A 17,045-nucleotide genomic window follows, 5' to 3' on the forward strand; every position below is an offset into this window, starting at 1 on the left:
GCCGGCCAGGTGCCGGGCCGCGGATCATCACGGTACGAATACGCCGTCGGCAACTATGCCTTGTCTGACCGGATCGGCGCGACCCAGGGCCGAGGTGCCCCAGGGGCTGCTCAGGTCGTATCGTCCCGTCGTGTCCTCTCCGCACATTAAGTCCGCCGCGGTCGCGGCGGCCCTGGCGGCGCTCGACGAGGGGCGTACGCCCGAACGGCCGGTCCTCCGGGACGCGGTCCGTGCGCTGTTGACCGCCCTGGTGGAGCGCGCCCCCGGCCGATCGGTGGAGGTGCGTGTCCCACCTTACGGTGCAGTTCAGTGCATTCCCGGTCCCCGACACACCCGCGGCACCCCGCCGAACGTGGTGGAGACGGATCCGCAGACCTGGCTGGCGGTGGCGACCGGGCGGCTCGCCTGGGCGGAAGCGGTCAGCGACGGTCGGGTACGGGTGAGCGGCATCCGCGCCGACCTGTCCGATTACCTCCCGGTCCGGACGGACTGACGCGACGCCGCTCGGTGACACCGCGGAGCGGTATCGTGACTTTCTGTATCGACGGGGGTTCGCGTACACTGTCAGTCGACGACAGTGGTCCCGGCCGACCGTGTGGTGCGCCCCCGGCACTCCCGCCAGGCCAGTCCAGACCAGCATGAGGGAGCGGCAGTGCCCCGAGGCGATGGCCGGCTGAGCCACGACCTTGATCCCGAGCGACCCGGCCCCCAGGACGCGTGTGGCGTCTTCGGCGTCTGGGCCCCGGGTGAGGAGGTCGCCAACCTCACCTACTTCGGGCTCTACGCCCTCCAGCACCGTGGCCAGGAGGCGGCCGGCATCGCGGTGAGCGACGGATCGGGCGTGGTGGTCTACAAGGACCTCGGCCTGGTCGCCCAGGTATTCGACGAGCCCACCCTGGCCAGCCTGCGCGGCCACGTCGCGATCGGGCACGCGCGCTACTCCACCACCGGCGGCTCCACCTGGGAGAACGCCCAGCCGACCATCCGTTCGACCAGCTCCGGCACCACGATCGCGCTGGCGCACAACGGCAACCTGGTCAACACCGCCGAGCTGCAGAAGGAGGTCGCCGAGCGGGGCCTGGTCGCCGACATGGCGACCAACGACACCTCGCTGGTGACCATGCTGCTGGCCGGCCGGCCCGACCTCTCCGTCGAGGCCGCCGCGCTGGAGGTGCTGCCGACGCTGCGCGGGGCGTTCAGCTTCGTCTTCATGGACGAGTCGACCCTCTACGCGGCCCGCGACCCGCACGGCGTGCGTCCGCTGGTGCTCGGCCGGCTGGAGCGCGGCTGGGTGGTGGCGAGCGAGACCGCCGCGCTGGACATCGTCGGCGCCAGCGTGGTCCGCGAGGTCGAGCCGGGCGAGCTGATCGCGATCGACGCCGACGGACTCCGGTCCGCCCGGTTCGCCGCGCCGGAGCCCAAGGGCTGCCTCTTCGAGTACGTCTACATCGCCCGCCCGGACGCGACCATCGCCGGGCGCAACGTGCACGCGGCGCGGGTGCAGATCGGCCGGCAGCTGGCCAAGGAGCACCCGGTCGAGGCCGACCTGGTGATCCCGGTGCCCGAGTCGGGCACGCCGGCCGCGATCGGTTACGCGGAGGCGTCCGGCATCACCTACGGCGCCGGCCTGATGAAGAACCCGTACGTCGGCCGTACCTTCATCCAGCCCTCGCAGACCCTGCGCCAGCTCGGCATCCGGCTCAAGCTGAACCCGCTGCGGGAGAACGTCCGGGGCAAGCGGCTGGTGGTGGTCGACGACTCGATCGTGCGCGGCAACACCCAGCGGGCGATCGTGCGGATGCTGCGCGAGGCCGGCGCGCTGGAGGTGCACGTCCGCATCTCCTCCCCGCCGGTCAACTGGCCGTGCTTCTACGGCATCGACTTCGCCACCCGGGCCGAGCTGCTGGCCAACGGGCTGGACAACGAAGGCATCCGGCGCTCCATCGGCGCCGACACGCTGGGCTACGTATCGCTTCCCGGTCTCATCGCGGCGACCGAGCAGCCGAAGACCCGGCTCTGCCGGGCGTGCTTCGATGGGGAGTACCCCATCGAGCTGCCCGCGGGGAACCTGATCGGCAAGCACGTCCTCGAAGGTGTGGGACGCCGGGTCACCAGCCCGGTGCCGGAGGCTCCGGAGCACACCGACCCCGCGCTCGTCGCCACTCCGGGCGGCGCGACCGTACACCGCCCGTAGCACCACCGGCGTCGCCCGGGCACCGCCGGTGCGGCACCGAGAACCACAAAGGGGAGAACCGTGACGCACGTGTCCGAGCGCAGCGGCGCAGGAAGCAGCCCGACCGGAGCCGGTGGCGACCGCCAGCCGTGGACGGCCGGCAGCGGCCGCGCCGGGCGCAAACGCTCGGTCTCGTACGCCGACGCCGGGGTGTCGATCGACGCGGGCGACCGCGCCGTCGAGCTGCTGAAGTCCAAGGTCAAGTCGACCCGGCGGCCCGAGGTCATGGGCGACCTGGGCGGCTTCGCCGGCCTGTTCCGGCTGGACACCCAGAAATACAAGAACCCGATCCTGGCCTCCTCGACCGACGGCGTGGGCACCAAGCTGGTGATCGCCCAGCAGATGGACATCCACGACACGGTCGGCATCGACCTGGTCGCGATGGTCGTCGACGACCTGGTGGCCTGCGGCGCCGAGCCGCTGTTCCTGCTCGACTACATCGCCACCGGCGAGGTCGTGCCAGACAAGGTCGCCGAGATCGGCGCCGGCATCGCCGACGGCTGCCGGTACGCCGGCTGCGCGCTGCTGGGCGGCGAGACCGCCGAGCACCCCGGCGTGCTCCGCCCGGACGAGTACGACATCTCCGCCACCGGTGTCGGTGTGGTCGAGGAGAGCGAGATCCTCAGCTCGGAGCGGGTCGAGGTGGGTGACGTGGTGATCGCCATGCGCTCCTCGGGCCTGCACTCCAACGGCTACTCCCTGGTCCGGCACGTGCTGCTCGGCGCCGGCCGGATGCGGCTGGACGTGGTGATCGACGACTTCGGCCGGCAGCGCACGCTCGGCGAGGAGCTGCTCACCCCGACCAAGATCTACGCCCAGGACTGCCTCAAGCTGATCGCCGAGGCGGAGGTGCGCGCCCTGGCCCACGTCACCGGTGGCGGCATCCCGGGCAACCTGGTCCGGATCCTGCCGGAGCACGTCGACGCGGTGGTCAACCGCTCCACCTGGAAGCCCCAGCCGGTCTTCGACCTGGTCCAGTCCAAGGGCCGGATCGAGGACCCGGAGATGGAGGCGACCTTCAACATGGGTGTCGGCATGTTCGCCATCGTCTCGGCGGAGGACGCCGACCGGGCGCTGGCGACCCTGACCGGCCGTGGCGTGGACGCCTGGCAGGCCGGCGAGATCATCGAGGGTTCCGGCAACGTGCAGATGGTCGGCCAGCACACCCGGGGCTGATGATCACTCTCGGGTGATCATCCGAGCACCTGATCAGGTCTTCACCCGAGTGGCCATCGCCGCCTAGCCTGAAGGTTCGCTCTCAGGCTGGGAAGGAGGGTCGATGGCTGCTCGGGCGGGCATGCGCGGCATTGCCGCCGTGCCGTCGTACGTGGTGATGCAGCCGACGACCCTCTGCAACCTGGACTGCGCCTACTGCTACCTGCCGCTGCGCGGCGAGGACCGGCGGATGCCGGTGGCCGTGGCCGAGGCGGTGGCCCGCGCGGTGAACCCGTGGGCGACCGCCGGCCGGTTCTCGGTGGTCTGGCACGGCGGGGAGCCGCTGGCCGCCGGCCGGGACCACCTCGCCGCGCTGATGGCGCCGTTCGGCCCCGACGTCGAGCATCACGTGCAGACCAACGCCACGCTGCTCGACGACGCGTGGTGCGGGTTCCTCGCCGAGCACCGGGTGCGGGTGAGCGTGAGCGTGGACGGGCCCCGGGAGCGCAACGGCGACCGGGTCACCCGGGGCGGCCGGCCCGCGTACGACCGGATCGTGCGCGGCGTCGAGGCGTTGCGCCGGCACGGGCTGCCCTTCTCCGCGCTGGCCGTGGTGAGCCACCCCGGTCCGGGCCTCGCCGCGGAGCTGTACGACTACTTCCTCGACCTGGGCTGCGACGTCCTCGGCATCAACATCGAGGAGACCGAGGGGGTCAACACCCGGGGGAACGCGCACGACGCGGCGGCGGTGACGGCGTTCTGGGCGGAACTGGTGGCGGCCTGGCGGCGGGACCCGCGGATCCACCTGCGGGAGGTGGAGTGGTCCCTGCGGTACGCGGCGGCGATCCTGGACGGCGCGGCCGACGACCTGCTGCCCCGCCGGCTGGACCCGATCCCGACGGTGGGTCAGGACGGCTCGGTCACCGTGCTCTCTCCGGAGCTGGCCGGCTTCACCGACCCCCGGTACGGCGACTTCAGCAGCGGCAACGTGCTGGTGACGCCGCTGGGGGAGATCCTGGCCGGTGCGGAGGGCACGCCCTGGGTGGGTGAGTTCCTCACCGGGGTGGAGGCGTGCCGGGCGTCCTGCCCGTACTTCGGCTTCTGTGGCGGCGGCCACGCGGCCAACCGTTACTTCGAGCTGGGGCGTTTCGACGGTACGGAGACCGCACACTGCCGCAACAGCAAGATCCACCTATTGGAGGGAGTGTTGCAGCATGCCCGAGACCACTAGTCACCGGCAGCCTGAGCGGGTCGGGGAGGTCGACGGGGATCCGGTCGCCGACCGGGTCCGTGCGGCCGCCAGCGGCCTGACCGCACTCCTGCACGAGGCTGAGGCGGCCCGCCGGTCGCGGGCGGAGGTGGCGGGCGGCGACGGGGCCAGCGCGGTCTGCGCCTGGAACCACTTCGAGAACATCCCGACGTTCTACAACTGGAACAACCGGCCCCGCTGAACGCGGCACACCCTGCGGATCAAGGGACCTGACGGGGGTCGCCGGGCAGCACCGCCCGCTCCGACAGGCCCTTGATCGCCGGTTGGTACGCCGACCTTCCAGTGGACACATGGGTGAGCACGCGGGAGTTACCGCGTGCTCAGCTGTGTCCTTGGATCAGCGGGTCGGACGGGCCCAGGGATCCGGGTCGTCGTCCGCGTCGTGGTCCTCGTCATCGTCGTCGACATACTCTTTGTAGTCGTCGTCGAAGTCGTGGTCCGACTTACCAGCACCCGCCAGTTCGCGCTGCAAGGCGGTGAGGTCGGTGTTCGGGGAGTGGTACTTCAACTCCCGGGCCACCTTCGTCTGCTTGGCCTTAGCACGGCCGCGCCCCATGGCTCGACCCCCTCGCACAGAATTCGGGGCAGCCCGAAGGCGGGCCCCGATGACGTCAGGCATCTCTCGTGGCTCTTACGGTACATGGGGATGCCACCGTTCGGCACCTCGGGTTACCGCTGGCCGGCTCCGCGCGTCGCAGTCACCCGACCGTGACCCAGTGTACCGGGTAAGGAGCGCGTGCTGAGCTGCCCGTGACACCGGTCAGAAGGCCACGAATCATCCCCAAGGCACCTTAGCTTCCAGCCGTCCCGGGGCTCCACCCGGGGACGCCGACTCGCGCCGGGATCCCCGGGTGGCGACGGTCACGACAGGCGGATCGTCCGCAGCCGGCCGATGTCGGCCATCCGCCGCTCGGCGAGCCGGTCCGCGGCCGCCGCCGGCGGGACGCCCTCGGTGTCGGCGAGGCGCAGGATCTCCCGCGTGGTGTCGAAGATCTTCGTGGCGCGCAGCTTGGCCCGGTCGAAGTTGAAGCCCTCGATCTCGTCGGCCACCTGGATCACCCCGCCCGCGTTCACCACGTAGTCGGGCGCGTACAGGATGCCCCGGTCGGCGAGGACCTTCTCGATACCGGCGTGGGCGAGCTGGTTGTTCGCGGCGCCGGCGACCACCTTGGCCCGCAGCGCCGGCACGGTGTCGTCGTTCAGGGCGCCGCCCAGCGCGCACGGGGCGTACACGTCGATGTCGGCGGCGACCAGGGCCGAGGCGTCGTCGACCAGGGTGACCTGCGGGTAGGTCTGCCTGGCCCACTCCAACGCCCGGGGGCTGACGTCGGTGGCCACCACCTCGGCGCCGTCCTCGACGAGGTGCGTGGTGAGGTACTTGCCGACCTTGCCCAGGCCGGCGACGCCGACCCGCCTGCCGGCGAGGGAGGGCGCGCCCCAGACGTGCTCCGCGGCGGCCCGCATGCCCTGGAAGACGCCCCAGGCGGTGAGGATCGAGGAGTCGCCGGCCCCGCCGTGCTCCACGCTGCGGCCGGTGACGTAGCGCGTCTCGCGCGCGATCACGTCCATGTCGGCGACGTAGGTGCCGACGTCGCAGGCGGTGTAGTAACGGCCGCCGAGGGACTCCACGAAGCGGCCGTACGCGCGCAGCAGCGCCTCGCTCTTGAGCTGGTCCGGGTCACCCCAGATGACCGCCTTGCCGCCACCGAGGTCCAGGCCGGCCAGGGCGTTCTTGTACGCCATGCCGCGGGAGAGGTCCAGCACGTCGGCCAGGGCGGCCTCCTCGCTGGCGTACGGGTAGAACCGGGTGCCGCCGAGCGCGGGGCCCAGCGCGGTCGAGTAGATCCCGATGATCGCCTTGAGGCCGGACTGCTTGTCCTGGCAGAACACGACCTGTTCGTGACCGGTCGATCCCGGGTCGTCGGTGCTGGCGAATACGCCCATGGCTGACTCCTGTGACGGCGGGCGCCCTTGTGGGTGCGCGAACCTGATGGACACCGGCGGGGATGCTGCCGGTGGTGCAGAGCCTAATATCGGCCGACGCCGTACTGTCGTCCGCGTCACGCGCGATCCCGACGTGCGGACGGGGGGTGGCTCCAGGATTCGTGGGAGGATCGCGCCGTGCCGTCGCTGTTCGCTTCATACCTGCGGGTGTACGAGCCGCTGTCCGCGTTCGACCGGGAGCGCCAGTCGTACTGGCAGCGGTACGTCGCCGACGGCCGCCCGGTCACCCCGGCGGAGGGCCCCGGCCGGCAGCGGACCGCGGTGATCGAGGCGCTCGGCGCCGGCTGGACCCGGCTGCCGGACCTGCCCGACGAGGCGTACGTGCTGGAGGCCGACGAGGCGCTGCTGGTCTGCCCGTGGAACCTGCGGATCCGGGTGGCCGAGGCGGCGCTCAGCGCCCGCGAGGGCGTGCCGTCGGTGCTCGCGGACGCCTTCGTCCCACCGATCCTCGCCGGTCAGGCCAAGGCGGTGGTGGACGACTGGCGCAGCGGCGCGCGGGTGCTGGAGCACGGGGTGCCGCGGCTGCACGAGCAGATCGCCACCTGGGGTGTCCCGCTGCGCTGGTTCGTGCTCGTCGACGCGACGGAGCGGGAGCTGGTCACCGGGCCGGGACGGCGGTCGCTGCGCTACCGCACGGAGATCTCCAACGCCCGGCGCCGGTCGTCGCGGGCGCTGTCGGTGCTGCGCAAGTCGGTCGGCGAGGCGCCGATCACCGAGGCGGTCGAGGAGGCCGCCCGCTGGCTGGAGGAGTTCCACCCGCGGTCGATGGTGGAGCTGGACTACGGCGGCCTGGTGGACCTGCTGCCGGACGAGACGCTGACCGCCGACGACTCGCCGGAGCTGGTCGCGGCGGGGTTGGCGGCGCTATCGCGCAGCGAGGCCGAGGAGGCCTCGGAGGCGTACGACAAGCTGGTGGCCCGGTGGCGGGCCGTTCAGCTGCTCGAGCGGTGCAACTGACCGCAAAGGCCGCAATCAGGCACGTCAATCCGAGATGATCTCGTAGTTGATGCTTCACGAAGCGTGATCATCAGTCCGAATAAGGCGGTTTCTGCGGTGTAAAAGTCGTAAAAATCGGGCATGGTTCATCCGTCCGTCTAGGGACCTTCATCCGTTCGGCCCATGTCGGACATCGGGGACTAGCCGGACCATGGGAGACGCGTCGGCCGGCGGGACCCCGGCCGATGTCTATACATGTGGAGGAGTGACCGATGGCATCGCGAACGCACGAACCAGAGCCGCTACTCACGCCGGCCGAGGTGGCGTCGATGTTCCGTGTCGACCCGAAGACGGTGACCCGGTGGGCCAAGGCTGGCAAGCTCAGCGCCATCCGGACGTTGGGTGGTCACCGCCGCTACCGCGAGTCCGAGGTTCGGGCCCTGCTGCAGGGGCAGATCCCGCAGCAGCGGCAGGGCGACTGACCGGCCGGTAGCAGACAGAGCGTTCCGATCAGGGGCGGTGGGCGACGAGCCCGCCGCCCCTGATCCGTCTCCGCGACTACTCGTCCAGCACCACCCGCAGCCCCACCGTGCCCGCCTCGCCCCGGCGCAGCCGGCTGCCGAGCAGACTCAGCCGGCCGAGCAGCCGGTACTTCTGCTTCATCAGCTCGCGTACCCGCCGGGTGCCGGCCCGGTCGCAGATGCTGGCCTGCGCCGGCACGGCCGCCCCCCGCGGATTGCCCCGCACGTCGCACGGCGCCACCGTGACCCGGCCGTCGCGCCGGATCCGCTTCACCTTGCCGGAGTCCGAAACCGTCCACACCGCCAACGCGTCACCGTCGCGGACCGCCCACACCGGGGTGGGCACCGCCCTGCCGTCCTTGCGGAAGGTGGTGAGCAGGACGTACTTCTCCGCCGCCAGGCGGTCCAGGTCGGTCACGCCGCCAGGATACGGCCGCGACAGCCGGCGGGCGCCCGGATAGCGTGACCGACATGGTCGGGGAACCCACGGTAGGCGACGTGTTCGGCGAGATGATCCGGGACGCGTACGCCGTCGCCACCGGAATCGGCCCACGTCCGCTGGTCGGCGGGCGGCTGCCCCGACCGGTCATCGAGATCATCGAGCGGGACGACGGCCTGGTCAACGGCGCCCCCACCGAGCACTACCTGGCCGGTCCCGCCGACTGGCAGCCGTACGACCACCGGGCGGTGGACCGGGTCCGTGGGCGCACCCTCGACATCGGGGTGGGTGGCGGCCGGATCGCCCTGCACCTCCAGGAGCGCGGGGTCCAGGTGACCGGGCTGGACACCTCGCTCGGCGCGCTGCGGGTCTGCCGGCACCGCGGCCTGCGCGACCTGGTCCACGGCACCGTCGACCAGCACGTCGCCGACGGTCACCGCTACGACACCTTCCTGCTGCTCGGCAACAACCTCGGCCTGATCGAGGGGCGGGACCGGGCGCCGGCCCTCCTCGCCGCGCTGGCGGCGCTGGCCCGGCCCGGCGCGCAGGTCATCGCGCACGGCACCGACCCGTACGGCACCACCGACCCGGTGCACACCGGCTACCACGAACTCAACCGCCAACGGGGCCGGCTCGGTGGGCAGCTGCGGCTGCGGTTGCGTTACCGGCAGCTCGGCACCGAGTGGTTCGACTACCTGGTCTGCTCGGTCGAGGAGCTGGCCGAGCTGGTGCACGGCACGCCGTGGCGACTCACCGACGTGGACACCGCCGACGCGCCCTACTACCTGGCCACCCTGACGCTGGCCCGCTGAGCCCGGAAGGCCCCTGTCGCCGCGACAGGGGCCTTCCGCTCGCTCAGACCTGGACGGTCGGGGGGAGCTGCTCGGGCGGCAGGCCGCCGTCGCCGTCGACCACCTCGTCCGGGGTGCCGTCCTCGTCGATGTCGACCATGGTGATGTCCACCTTGCCGTCACCGTCGGTGTCGAACTGGAACAGGTCGGCCTTGCCGTCGCCGTCCGTGTCCACCACCCAGACGTCGGTCTTGCCGTCGTTGTTGGTGTCGGCGCGCAGCAGGTCCACGCGCTCGTCGCCACGGGTCTCCACCGTCGCGGTGGCCTCCGCCGTGGCGGTGGTGTCGACGCTCTCCGGTGCCTGGCTCATGTCCACTGTTCCTTCCCTCGGTTGACGGCCGTCAGTACCCGATCCGGCCGGCCCCCACGCATGCCGCCCGGCGGGCTGCTGCATAGGGTCGCACCCATGAGCGAGCGGCCCCGCGCGACGGAGACCCCGTGCGCCGCCGTCCGCAGCGGAGGAGCGTCATGAGTGGTCGATTTGTCGTCGTCGGGGCCGGCACCATGGGGCTCGGCATCGCGTACGTGGCGGCCGGCGCGGGCTACCGCGTCGAGCTGGTCGAGGTGGACCCGGCGCGCGGCGCCGCCGCCGTGGCGCGCCTCGGCGAGCTGTGGGAACGGGGGGTCGCGCGGGGCAAGCTGACCGCCGTCGAGGCGGCGGCCAACCGGGAACGGCTCACCCTGCGGGGCGGTCTCGCCGAGGTCGCCGACCGGCCCGACGTGATCGTCGAGGCGGTGCCGGAACGGCTGGACCTCAAGCGGGCGGTGCTCCGCGAGGCCGAGGGCCGGCAGCCGGTGCTGCTGGGCAGCAACACCTCCAGCATCCCGATCGCCGAGCTGGCCGAGGGGCTGGACCGGCCCGCCGCCTTCCTCGGGCTGCACTTCTTCAACCCGGTCTGGGCGATGGCGCTGCTGGAGGTCGTGGTGGGCCCGGCCACCGCCCGGGAGACCACCGACGCGGCCGTCGCGCTCGCCGGCCGGCTGGGCAAGGACCCCGTCGTCGTACGCGACATGCCCGGCTTCGCCACCTCCCGCCTCGGGGTCACCCTCGGGCTGGAGGCGATCCGGATGGTCGCCGACGGGGTGGCCGCCCCGGCCGACATCGACAAGGCGATGGTGCTCGGTTACCGGCACCCCGTCGGCCCGCTGGAGCTCACCGACCTGGTCGGGCTGGACGTGCGGCTGGACATCGCCCGCACCCTCCAGGCCGCGTACGGGGACCGGTTCGCCCCGCCGCCGCTGCTGGTGGAGATGGTGGCGGCCGGGAAGCTGGGCAAGAAGTCCGGCCAGGGCTTCTACACCTGGAAGGACGGTGCCCGCTCATGACCGGGCTGCGGATCGAGGAGCGGCCGGACCGGCTGGTGGTCACCCTGGACCGGCCGGAGAAGCGCAACGCCATCGACGCGGACCTGATCGGCGAGCTGCACGCGGTCTGCGCCGAGCTGGAGACGAACCCCCGCCTCCTGCTGCTCACCGGCGGGGCGGAGGGCATCTTCGCCGGCGGGGCGGACATCGCCCAGCTGCGGGACCGCGGCCGGCTGGACGCGCTCGCCGCCATCAACCAGGCCGCCTTCGCCCGGATCCGGGCGCTGCCGATGCCGACCGTGGCCGCCGTGGACGGCCCGGCGCTGGGCGGCGGCGCCGAGCTGGCGTACGCGTGCGATCTGCGGGTCTGCACGGGCCGGGCCGTGTTCGGGCAGCCCGAGGTGCGGCTCGGCATCCTGGCCGGCGCGGGCGCGACCTACCGTCTGCCGGCGCTGATCGGTGAGGCCCGGGCCAAGGAGCTGCTCTTCACCGGCCGGCGGGTCGACGCCGAGGAGGCGCTGCGGATCGGCCTGGTCAACCGGGTGGTGGCCGAGCCGTCGGAGCTGCTGCCGACCGCGCACGCCCTGCTCGACGAGATCGCCAAGGGTTCCGCGCTGGCGCTGCGGCTGACCAAGCTGGCGGTGGACTCGCCACCGGCCGCCCACCCGCAGCTGGACCTGCTCAGCCAGGCGGTGCTCTTCGAGGACGAGGAGAAGCACCGCCGGATGACCGAGTTCCTGGACCGTCGTCGCTCCCGCTGACCCGGACATGACGAGGGCCGCACCGGGCGTACCGGTGCGGCCCTCGTCGTCGGTCCGTTCAGTGCCGGATCGGCACTCCGGCGTCGGCCAGCGCGCCGATCACCCCGGCCGACTCGGCGAAGCCGATCAGCAGCACGGCGTCCGCCCGGAAGCTCTTGATCTCGGCGGCGCCGGCGGTGAAGTCGACCGTCTTTCCCTTGGCCGGCGGCTCGTAGGTCATCAGCTTCACCTGGTCGGCGCCGATACCGGCCCGCTCCAGCTCGGCGCGGACGCTCTCCTGGAGGCCCTCACCGTAGGAGTCCTTCCGGGCCACCAGGACGATCTTGTGCGGACCGTCGCGCAGGATCACGTCGGCCAGGGCGCGGCCCTGGAGGCTGTCCGGCGGGGCGGTACGGAAGTAGAGGCCCTTGTCGTCCACCGTGGTCAGGCCGGCGTCGGTGTTGGACGGTGAGAAGAGCACCCGACCGGCGGCCACCACCTGCGGCAGCACCGCCCGGGAGACGCCGGACGCGCCGGCGCCGATGATGACCTGTACGCCCGCCGCGACGTGCTTGCGGACGGTGGCCCCGGCGACGTCCGGGTTGGTGCCGTCGTCGCCCGGGATCCAGGTCACCGGCTTGCCGAGCACCCCGCCGGCGGCGTTGACGTCCCGCAGCGCGAGGGCGGCGCCGGCGGCCAGCGGAGGATTGGCCAGCGCCAGGTCACCGGTCTGCGGCAGCAGCCCGCCCAGGATCAGCGGGCCGCCCTTGCCGGCGCTCGGCTTCTTCGGCTTCGGCGGCGCCTTCGTGCTGGCAGCGGACTCGTCGCCCGCGCCAACGAACTCGGTCTTGCCGTCGTTGATCTTCTGGCCGTCGAAGTGCAGGGTGGCGTAGCTGGCCGTGGCCGGCTCCCCGGCGTCGGTGAACCCGGCCCGGGTCAGCGACACGCTCCGGTACTCGATGTCCCGGCCCTCCCGGGCCAACCGCAGGCAGAGCGCCACCGTCTCGCAGCGCTGCCCGTTGTTGGTGACCCCGACGATCTGCCGGGCGATCGCCCGAGGGTCGGTGCTCCCGGCGAGCTGGGCGGCGAGCGAGCTGATCGCCACCGCGTCGTACGCCTCGGCCGAGTAGAGGAAGTCGGTCAGGTCCGGGTCGACGGACAGTAGCCGCTTCTTGAAGTCGTCGGGCAACGGCGTGAGCGGGGTGGTGCCCTTCATGCCGTCGACCAGATCGGCCCGCTCCTTCAACTCCGCGGGGAAGGAGTTGAGCATGTTGCCGTCGGTGCCGTAGAGGCGCACCTGGGTGGCCCCGGGCGCCTCTTCGGGCTTGTCGTTCCCGCACGCGCTGGTGGCAAGCAGGAGCGTCGCGCAGGCCACCAGGGCCTTGGCGCGCGAACCGCGTGAAACGAGCATGGTCGTCCTTCCTCCGGCGAAGGTCCGCTGCGCACATTAGCGTGCCGCCGCGGTCCGGAGAATCGTGGAGGCCGGTCAGTCGGTTGCTCGACAGGGTGCCGTGACGCGGTGTGACCGGCAGCTTCGCCAGGGTCACCGCTTGACCGGCCGTCCTACTGTTCGGCAGGTGACCGACCTGCCAGAGCAGACCCTCGACGACGCCGCGGCCGTGCTCCGTTCCGCGCTGGACGGCGACGGCGACGGCGTCGTCGGCACCTTCGACGCGGTGGTCGACCGGTCCGGTCTCGCCGGGGCGTACGGCGTGGCCTGGTGCCTGGCCGCGACCATGGTCGGGGACGCGCCGGCCACCACCGGGGCGGCCCTCGACTTCCCCGGCATCGACCAGGCCGGCTACGACACCCGCTGGGTGGCCCGGTTCGTCAGCGCGTACGCCAACCACGACGCGGACACCGGGGAGGCGCTCTTCGGCGCGGCCGTCGCCGACGGCCTGCTGCCGGACTGCCTGCTCACCCTCGCCGGCTCGACGGTGGCGACACTGCGCAGCCGCGACACCCCATGACGTCGCGGCGCCCGGTCCTGGGGAGCGGGCGCCGCGACCCCGACGATCAGAACGCGTGGTACGCGACCAGCGGCTCGTACTGGTAGCTCTGGTTGGAGAAGCGGACCCGGAAGTTCACCCCGTCCCGCACGTCGGTGGCCACCGCCTTCCAGTCGGACTTCGCCGGCAGCCAGGTCCAGCGGTTGCAGCCGTCGGTCTTGTCGACGAAGACCACGCAGGCGTACGTGCCGAAGGCGCTGGCGTTGCGGACGTTGATGTCCCGGCAGCGGCTGGTGGTGCGGTAGGTGCCCGCGTCACCGCCCCAGCTGCCCGTCTCGAAGTACGAGCGGACGGCGCCGCCGTAACAGGTCGTGGCGATGCCGACCGGGCCGTCGTCCGGCTCGGCGGCCGACGCGGGTGACCCGACGGCGAGCAGGGGGAACGCCGCGGTGACGGCGAACAGGCGGGCGACCGGATGTGCCATGGGTGCCTCCAGGGGGTGGGACGGACCCTGTGTTGCGGACAGGGAGCTGAGCGTGGTGATGGTACCCGTCGATGTCTGCCACCGGCTGCGGCTGTGGTAGCTCTGATGTCATGTCCGAGGCCATGCTCAGCAAGGTGCGCAAGCTGCTCGCCCAGGCCGAGGACCCGGCCTGCACGCCGCAGGAGTCCGCCGCCTTCACCGCCAAGGCCACCGAGTTGATCGCCCGCTACGGCGTCGACCGGGCGCTGCTCGCCGCCCGCGACCCGGCCACCGACCCGGTCGGCGACCGGCAGGTCGAGGTCCTCGCCCCGTACGCCCGCGACAAGGCCGGCCTGCTCGCCGCGGTCGCCGACCCGCTGCGCTGCCGCTGCGTACGCCGCCAGCAGGGCAGCGGCTTCGTGCTGCACCTCTTCGGCTTCGCCAGCGACCTGGAACGGGTCGACCTGCTCTTCACCTCACTGCTGGTGCAGGCGGCGCACGGGCTGGCCGGCACGCCCGTACCCGCCGGGGAACACCCGGGCGCCTTCCGCCGGTCCTGGCTGGCCGGCTTCGCCCAGGTGATCGGGGAACGGCTGCGGGAGTCGGAGGCGGACGCCGTCGCCGGCTCGGGTACCCCGTCCGTCGCCCTGGTGCTGGCCGACCGGTCCGGTCGGGTCGAGCGCCGGCTCGCCGAGGCGTACCCCCAGCTGCGCACCGCGGCGCCCCGCCGGCTGGCCGGTGGCGGATTCGGCTCGGGTGCGGCGGCCGGTCGACGCGCCGACCTGGGGGACCGGGGGGTCGCCCCGTCCGCCCGCCCCCGCCCACTGCCCCACTGACCACCACCCCTGGGGCGGTGGTGGGGCTCAGCCGGTGCGGGTCACCGAGGCGAGATAGCGGGACAGCAGCTCGTGCCAGCCGGCGGTGAGCGCCTGGCGGTAGCCCTCGGCGGCGGCGCCGTGCCGGTCGAAGTGCCGGTGCTCCACCGCGACCCGGGTGCGCCCGTCGCCCTCGGGTTCGAAGCGGACCTCGACCTCGCTGGCCAGCGCGGGATCGGGCAGCGGTGCGCGGTCCGGGCCGATCTGCCAGGTGAAGACGAGTCGTCGGGGCGGATCCCAGGTGAGCACCCGCCCCCAGTCGCTGCGGAACCCGTACGGGCCGATCTCGTAGAGCATGCCGCCGGCGCGCGGCTCCATCCCCAGCTCGGCCAGCGCCCGCGGCCCGGACCAGGTGTACTCGTGGACCCACCAGTCCCGCATCGCGCCGGTGAACACGGCGAACGCCCGCTCGGCGGGCGCTGGGGCCAGGAGGGTGGTCCGCAGCCAGAACCGATCGCAGTCCTGTCGGAGGTCGCCCGGCTCGGCCATCTCCTGTCCCATAGGCCCGGACCATACCGGCTCGTGCCCGCCTACGCAGCTTCGCGGCGCGACCGCTTCCGGACCGTGATCCGGCCACCTTTCCGACAGCCGTACGTCCGTCCGGCTGGACCGGGGGGTCGTGCCTGGTGAGCGCCTCGCGGTCGGTGGATGGTGAAGCGGAAAGCGGGTAACCGCCGCAGGGGTCCGTGGCGGACCCGGGATCGGCGGGGGTGAGCGGGGAGCGATGGGCGAGAGCGGAGCCGGACAGCGGGAGCCGGAGCGGACCGGACAACGGGCCGTCGGCCGGGACGTCGAACCGGACGTCCTGCTCGACATACCGGAGGTGTCGGTCGAGTCCATCCGGCTGGCGGTGGACCGCCTCGACGCCGACGTGTCGCTGCGGACCCGGCTGGCGAACCTGCTGCAACTCGACGCCGGGGTACGGGTGCACATCGAGGGCGTCGAGCTGGACATCACCGGGGTGCACGCGGAGGCGCTGCTCAAGGTGCGCCTGGAGAAGCTGGTGGACATCCTCGACCGGGCGCTGACCACGATCGACCGCAACCCGGAGATCATCCTGGCGTTGGCCCGCACCGCCGAGCTGGGCGTCACGGAGACCACCGGGGCGGCGACCCGGATCGCCGACGAGGCCGCCGCCGTGGTCGGCGAGCCGCTGGGAACTATCGAGGGGGCGGCCGACCAGGCCGGACGACAGCTCGGGTCGATCAACCGGGTGACCGACGAGGCGTTGCGTACCCAGGCCGACGTGGACGCCGGGCCGCGTTCGCCCGAGCCCCCGGGCGGCGTCCCGGCGACCGGACCGGCCGCGGGCCCCGAAGCGCCGGCCGGCCCCCGCTCGGTGCCACCGGCCGAGGGGCCAGCGGCATCAGCAGCGGAGCGGACCCGTCCCGCCGTGGGGAAGACCGGTGCCGAGCGGGCCGAGCCGGCGTTCCGGGAGTCGTCCGGTACCGGCGGACGGACTGAGCGCGGTCGGGCCGGGCGTCCGGGGGCTAGGACGGGCGGCCCCAGCGGGGTCACCGGAGGTCAGCTCACCTCCCAGGCCGGGGAGAGCCTGCGCCAGGCCGGGCGGAGCGTCTGGGAGGCGATCCAGGGCGGTATCGCCCAACGCCGCCAGGGCCAGCAGCGCCCCGACCGGTAGCGGCCTCCCGACGGTCAGGGGTGGCCCTGCCAGCCCAGGGGCTTAGCCAGCACGATGATCAGGGTGCCGACCGGCCCCCACAGGCTGGGCGCGAAGTACGGCCGATGGTCCAGGCCCTTACGGTCGACGAGCCACTGGTTCAGCCGGTAGAAGGCGAACAGCACCGCCAGGCAGACGAGGGGGACGAGGAACCTCTCCACCGGGTTCTCCTCAGCCGACCTCGTAGTCGAACCAGATGCGGTGGCTGCCGTCGGCGTCCACGGCCAGCCCGCCGGTGCCGGCGATGCCGGCGAGTTCGCCGGTGCCGCTCGACGGCACGATCGCGAAGAACTCGCCGCTGCGGTCGCTGCCGGACGTGGCCGCCGAGTGGACGAAGTTGAACGCCCCGCGCCGCCCGTTCAGCGAGCCCTCGAACGACTCCATGGCCACGTACGTGCCGACGCCCGCCACCTGGTCGTACGCGGCGGTGAACAGCGTCGCCGAACGACCCTCCACCCCTCCGGCGAAGTGCTTCTCCAGCTTGGAGACACCCACCGGCAGTCCGGTCGTCACGGCCGGCTCCGGGACCAGCTCGGTGGGGACGAACGCCGCGACGGTGAACGTGCCGTCTGCTCTCATGAGCGGGAGCGTACGGCAGGACGGCAAGAGCGGTGGGCCGGGAATTG

22 protein-coding genes are annotated in these 17,045 nt (G+C 72.6%); 13 read left to right on the top strand and 9 right to left on the bottom strand.

Going from position 1 to position 17,045, the window contains the following annotated elements:
- Positions 1 to 130: 130 nt before the first annotated feature.
- The 5 genes from GA0074704_RS03825 (at position 131) to amcA (ending at position 4,839) form a co-directional block, all read left to right on the top strand.
- The gene (locus GA0074704_RS03825; RefSeq protein ID WP_088973429.1) at positions 131 to 493 is read left to right on the top strand and encodes a sterol carrier family protein; all 363 of its coding nucleotides are present in this window, start codon (positions 131 to 133) and stop codon (positions 491 to 493) included.
- A 159-nt stretch (positions 494 to 652) separates the two neighbouring features.
- Positions 653 to 2,194: an amidophosphoribosyltransferase gene (gene purF, locus GA0074704_RS03830; RefSeq protein ID WP_088969212.1), complete on the top strand. Its 1,542-nt coding sequence runs from the start codon at positions 653 to 655 to the stop codon at positions 2,192 to 2,194.
- A gap of 60 nt (positions 2,195 to 2,254) precedes the next feature.
- Complete coding sequence (purM, locus tag GA0074704_RS03835) at positions 2,255 to 3,409, top strand: phosphoribosylformylglycinamidine cyclo-ligase (protein WP_088969213.1); 1,155 nt, start codon at positions 2,255 to 2,257, stop codon at positions 3,407 to 3,409.
- A gap of 121 nt (positions 3,410 to 3,530) precedes the next feature.
- Complete coding sequence (gene amcB / locus GA0074704_RS03840) at positions 3,531 to 4,619, top strand: cyclophane-forming radical SAM peptide maturase AmcB (protein ID WP_331716653.1); 1,089 nt, start codon at positions 3,531 to 3,533, stop codon at positions 4,617 to 4,619.
- Positions 4,603 to 4,839, top strand: coding sequence for a multiple cyclophane-containing RiPP AmcA (gene amcA / locus GA0074704_RS03845; protein WP_088969215.1), 237 nt, complete (start codon positions 4,603 to 4,605; stop codon positions 4,837 to 4,839). The genes amcB and amcA overlap by 17 nt, the downstream gene beginning before the upstream one ends.
- Positions 4,840 to 4,995: 156 nt before the next feature.
- Here amcA and GA0074704_RS03850 read toward each other — a convergent pair whose 3' ends face one another.
- Together GA0074704_RS03850 and GA0074704_RS03855 are read right to left on the bottom strand one after the other, a co-directional pair.
- Positions 4,996 to 5,214 carry a DUF3073 domain-containing protein gene (locus GA0074704_RS03850; RefSeq protein WP_088969216.1) on the bottom strand — a complete coding sequence of 73 codons (219 nt, stop codon included), beginning with the start codon at positions 5,212 to 5,214 and terminating at the stop codon, positions 4,996 to 4,998.
- A gap of 305 nt (positions 5,215 to 5,519) precedes the next feature.
- Positions 5,520 to 6,602 carry a Glu/Leu/Phe/Val family dehydrogenase gene (locus tag GA0074704_RS03855; RefSeq protein ID WP_088969217.1) on the bottom strand — a complete coding sequence of 361 codons (1,083 nt, stop codon included), beginning with the start codon at positions 6,600 to 6,602 and terminating at the stop codon, positions 5,520 to 5,522.
- 177 nt (positions 6,603 to 6,779) lie between these two features.
- Between GA0074704_RS03855 and GA0074704_RS03860 the strand changes: the two genes are divergently transcribed.
- Both GA0074704_RS03860 and GA0074704_RS03865 read left to right on the top strand, forming a co-directional pair.
- Positions 6,780 to 7,619: a hypothetical protein gene (locus tag GA0074704_RS03860; protein WP_088969218.1), complete on the top strand. Its 840-nt coding sequence runs from the start codon at positions 6,780 to 6,782 to the stop codon at positions 7,617 to 7,619.
- 251 nt (positions 7,620 to 7,870) lie between these two features.
- A complete protein-coding gene (locus GA0074704_RS03865) occupies positions 7,871 to 8,080 on the top strand; it encodes a BldC family transcriptional regulator (RefSeq protein ID WP_007073996.1) in 210 nt (69 codons plus the stop codon).
- A 76-nt stretch (positions 8,081 to 8,156) separates the two neighbouring features.
- On the opposite strand, the gene GA0074704_RS03870 is transcribed toward GA0074704_RS03865, so the two are convergent.
- Entirely contained in the window at positions 8,157 to 8,537 is a 381-nt protein-coding gene (locus GA0074704_RS03870) for a PPOX class F420-dependent oxidoreductase (RefSeq protein WP_088969219.1), read from the bottom strand.
- A 53-nt stretch (positions 8,538 to 8,590) separates the two neighbouring features.
- Here GA0074704_RS03870 and GA0074704_RS03875 point away from each other — a divergent pair, with 53 nt between their 5' ends.
- Positions 8,591 to 9,370, top strand: a complete 780-nt coding sequence (locus GA0074704_RS03875; RefSeq protein WP_088969220.1) for a class I SAM-dependent methyltransferase — start codon at positions 8,591 to 8,593, stop codon at positions 9,368 to 9,370.
- A gap of 43 nt (positions 9,371 to 9,413) precedes the next feature.
- Here the strand turns inward: GA0074704_RS03875 and GA0074704_RS03880 are convergent, their stop codons facing one another.
- Positions 9,414 to 9,719 carry a hypothetical protein gene (locus GA0074704_RS03880; RefSeq protein WP_088969221.1) on the bottom strand — a complete coding sequence of 102 codons (306 nt, stop codon included), beginning with the start codon at positions 9,717 to 9,719 and terminating at the stop codon, positions 9,414 to 9,416.
- Positions 9,720 to 9,877: 158 nt separating this feature from the next.
- Here GA0074704_RS03880 and GA0074704_RS03885 point away from each other — a divergent pair, with 158 nt between their 5' ends.
- Positions 9,878 to 10,735: a 3-hydroxyacyl-CoA dehydrogenase family protein gene (locus GA0074704_RS03885; protein WP_088969222.1), complete on the top strand. Its 858-nt coding sequence runs from the start codon at positions 9,878 to 9,880 to the stop codon at positions 10,733 to 10,735.
- Complete coding sequence (locus tag GA0074704_RS03890; RefSeq protein WP_088969223.1) at positions 10,732 to 11,475, top strand: enoyl-CoA hydratase/isomerase family protein; 744 nt, start codon at positions 10,732 to 10,734, stop codon at positions 11,473 to 11,475. Before GA0074704_RS03885 ends, GA0074704_RS03890 begins: the two co-directional genes overlap by 4 nt.
- 58 nt (positions 11,476 to 11,533) lie before the next feature.
- On the opposite strand, the gene GA0074704_RS03895 is transcribed toward GA0074704_RS03890, so the two are convergent.
- A complete protein-coding gene (locus GA0074704_RS03895) occupies positions 11,534 to 12,865 on the bottom strand; it encodes an ABC transporter substrate-binding protein (protein WP_088969224.1) in 1,332 nt (443 codons plus the stop codon).
- A gap of 166 nt (positions 12,866 to 13,031) precedes the next feature.
- Between GA0074704_RS03895 and GA0074704_RS03900 the strand changes: the two genes are divergently transcribed.
- Complete coding sequence (locus tag GA0074704_RS03900; protein WP_088969225.1) at positions 13,032 to 13,424, top strand: hypothetical protein; 393 nt, start codon at positions 13,032 to 13,034, stop codon at positions 13,422 to 13,424.
- Between the two features lie 46 nt (positions 13,425 to 13,470).
- On the opposite strand, the gene GA0074704_RS03905 is transcribed toward GA0074704_RS03900, so the two are convergent.
- Positions 13,471 to 13,887 (bottom strand): hypothetical protein, encoded by a 417-nt coding sequence (locus GA0074704_RS03905; RefSeq protein ID WP_088969226.1) that lies wholly within the window; start codon positions 13,885 to 13,887, stop codon positions 13,471 to 13,473.
- A gap of 110 nt (positions 13,888 to 13,997) precedes the next feature.
- Between GA0074704_RS03905 and GA0074704_RS03910 the strand changes: the two genes are divergently transcribed.
- On the top strand, positions 13,998 to 14,702 hold the full coding sequence (locus tag GA0074704_RS03910) for a DUF2786 domain-containing protein (RefSeq protein WP_088969227.1): 705 nt from the start codon (positions 13,998 to 14,000) through the stop codon (positions 14,700 to 14,702).
- Positions 14,703 to 14,729: 27 nt separating this feature from the next.
- Here the strand turns inward: GA0074704_RS03910 and GA0074704_RS03915 are convergent, their stop codons facing one another.
- Entirely contained in the window at positions 14,730 to 15,242 is a 513-nt protein-coding gene (locus GA0074704_RS03915; protein WP_088969228.1) for an SRPBCC family protein, read from the bottom strand.
- Positions 15,243 to 15,465: 223 nt separating this feature from the next.
- Between GA0074704_RS03915 and GA0074704_RS03920 the strand changes: the two genes are divergently transcribed.
- Positions 15,466 to 16,380: a hypothetical protein gene (locus GA0074704_RS03920; RefSeq protein ID WP_088969229.1), complete on the top strand. Its 915-nt coding sequence runs from the start codon at positions 15,466 to 15,468 to the stop codon at positions 16,378 to 16,380.
- A gap of 14 nt (positions 16,381 to 16,394) precedes the next feature.
- Here the strand turns inward: GA0074704_RS03920 and GA0074704_RS03925 are convergent, their stop codons facing one another.
- A complete protein-coding gene (locus GA0074704_RS03925) occupies positions 16,395 to 16,580 on the bottom strand; it encodes a hypothetical protein (protein ID WP_088969230.1) in 186 nt (61 codons plus the stop codon).
- Positions 16,581 to 16,590: 10 nt separating this feature from the next.
- Complete coding sequence (locus GA0074704_RS03930) at positions 16,591 to 16,998, bottom strand: DUF3224 domain-containing protein (protein WP_088969231.1); 408 nt, start codon at positions 16,996 to 16,998, stop codon at positions 16,591 to 16,593.
- Positions 16,999 to 17,045 lie beyond the last annotated feature (47 nt).

It is taken from the genome of Micromonospora siamensis (genome assembly GCF_900090305.1).
GTDB classification, from domain to species: Bacteria; Actinomycetota; Actinomycetes; order Mycobacteriales; family Micromonosporaceae; genus Micromonospora; species Micromonospora siamensis.

What these genes read in the sequence shown, in the direction of transcription:
- amcB (WP_331716653.1), top strand. Translation starts at nt 3,531, where the DNA reads ATGCGCGGCATTGCCGCCGTGCCGTCGTACGTGGTGATGCAGCCGACG.
- amcA (WP_088969215.1), top strand. Translation starts at nt 4,603, where the DNA reads ATGCCCGAGACCACTAGTCACCGGCAGCCTGAGCGGGTCGGGGAGGTC.
- GA0074704_RS03850 (WP_088969216.1), bottom strand. Translation starts at nt 5,214, where the DNA reads ATGGGGCGCGGCCGTGCTAAGGCCAAGCAGACGAAGGTGGCCCGGGAG.
- GA0074704_RS03855 (WP_088969217.1), bottom strand. Translation starts at nt 6,602, where the DNA reads ATGGGCGTATTCGCCAGCACCGACGACCCGGGATCGACCGGTCACGAA.
- GA0074704_RS03865 (WP_007073996.1), top strand. Translation starts at nt 7,871, where the DNA reads ATGGCATCGCGAACGCACGAACCAGAGCCGCTACTCACGCCGGCCGAG.
- GA0074704_RS03875 (WP_088969220.1), top strand. Translation starts at nt 8,591, where the DNA reads ATGGTCGGGGAACCCACGGTAGGCGACGTGTTCGGCGAGATGATCCGG.
- GA0074704_RS03880 (WP_088969221.1), bottom strand. Translation starts at nt 9,719, where the DNA reads ATGAGCCAGGCACCGGAGAGCGTCGACACCACCGCCACGGCGGAGGCC.
- GA0074704_RS03885 (WP_088969222.1), top strand. Translation starts at nt 9,878, where the DNA reads ATGAGTGGTCGATTTGTCGTCGTCGGGGCCGGCACCATGGGGCTCGGC.
- GA0074704_RS03890 (WP_088969223.1), top strand. Translation starts at nt 10,732, where the DNA reads ATGACCGGGCTGCGGATCGAGGAGCGGCCGGACCGGCTGGTGGTCACC.
- GA0074704_RS03895 (WP_088969224.1), bottom strand. Translation starts at nt 12,865, where the DNA reads ATGCTCGTTTCACGCGGTTCGCGCGCCAAGGCCCTGGTGGCCTGCGCG.
- GA0074704_RS03905 (WP_088969226.1), bottom strand. Translation starts at nt 13,887, where the DNA reads ATGGCACATCCGGTCGCCCGCCTGTTCGCCGTCACCGCGGCGTTCCCC.
- GA0074704_RS03910 (WP_088969227.1), top strand. Translation starts at nt 13,998, where the DNA reads ATGTCCGAGGCCATGCTCAGCAAGGTGCGCAAGCTGCTCGCCCAGGCC.
- GA0074704_RS03915 (WP_088969228.1), bottom strand. Translation starts at nt 15,242, where the DNA reads ATGGGACAGGAGATGGCCGAGCCGGGCGACCTCCGACAGGACTGCGAT.
- GA0074704_RS03920 (WP_088969229.1), top strand. Translation starts at nt 15,466, where the DNA reads ATGGGCGAGAGCGGAGCCGGACAGCGGGAGCCGGAGCGGACCGGACAA.
- GA0074704_RS03930 (WP_088969231.1), bottom strand. Translation starts at nt 16,998, where the DNA reads ATGAGAGCAGACGGCACGTTCACCGTCGCGGCGTTCGTCCCCACCGAG.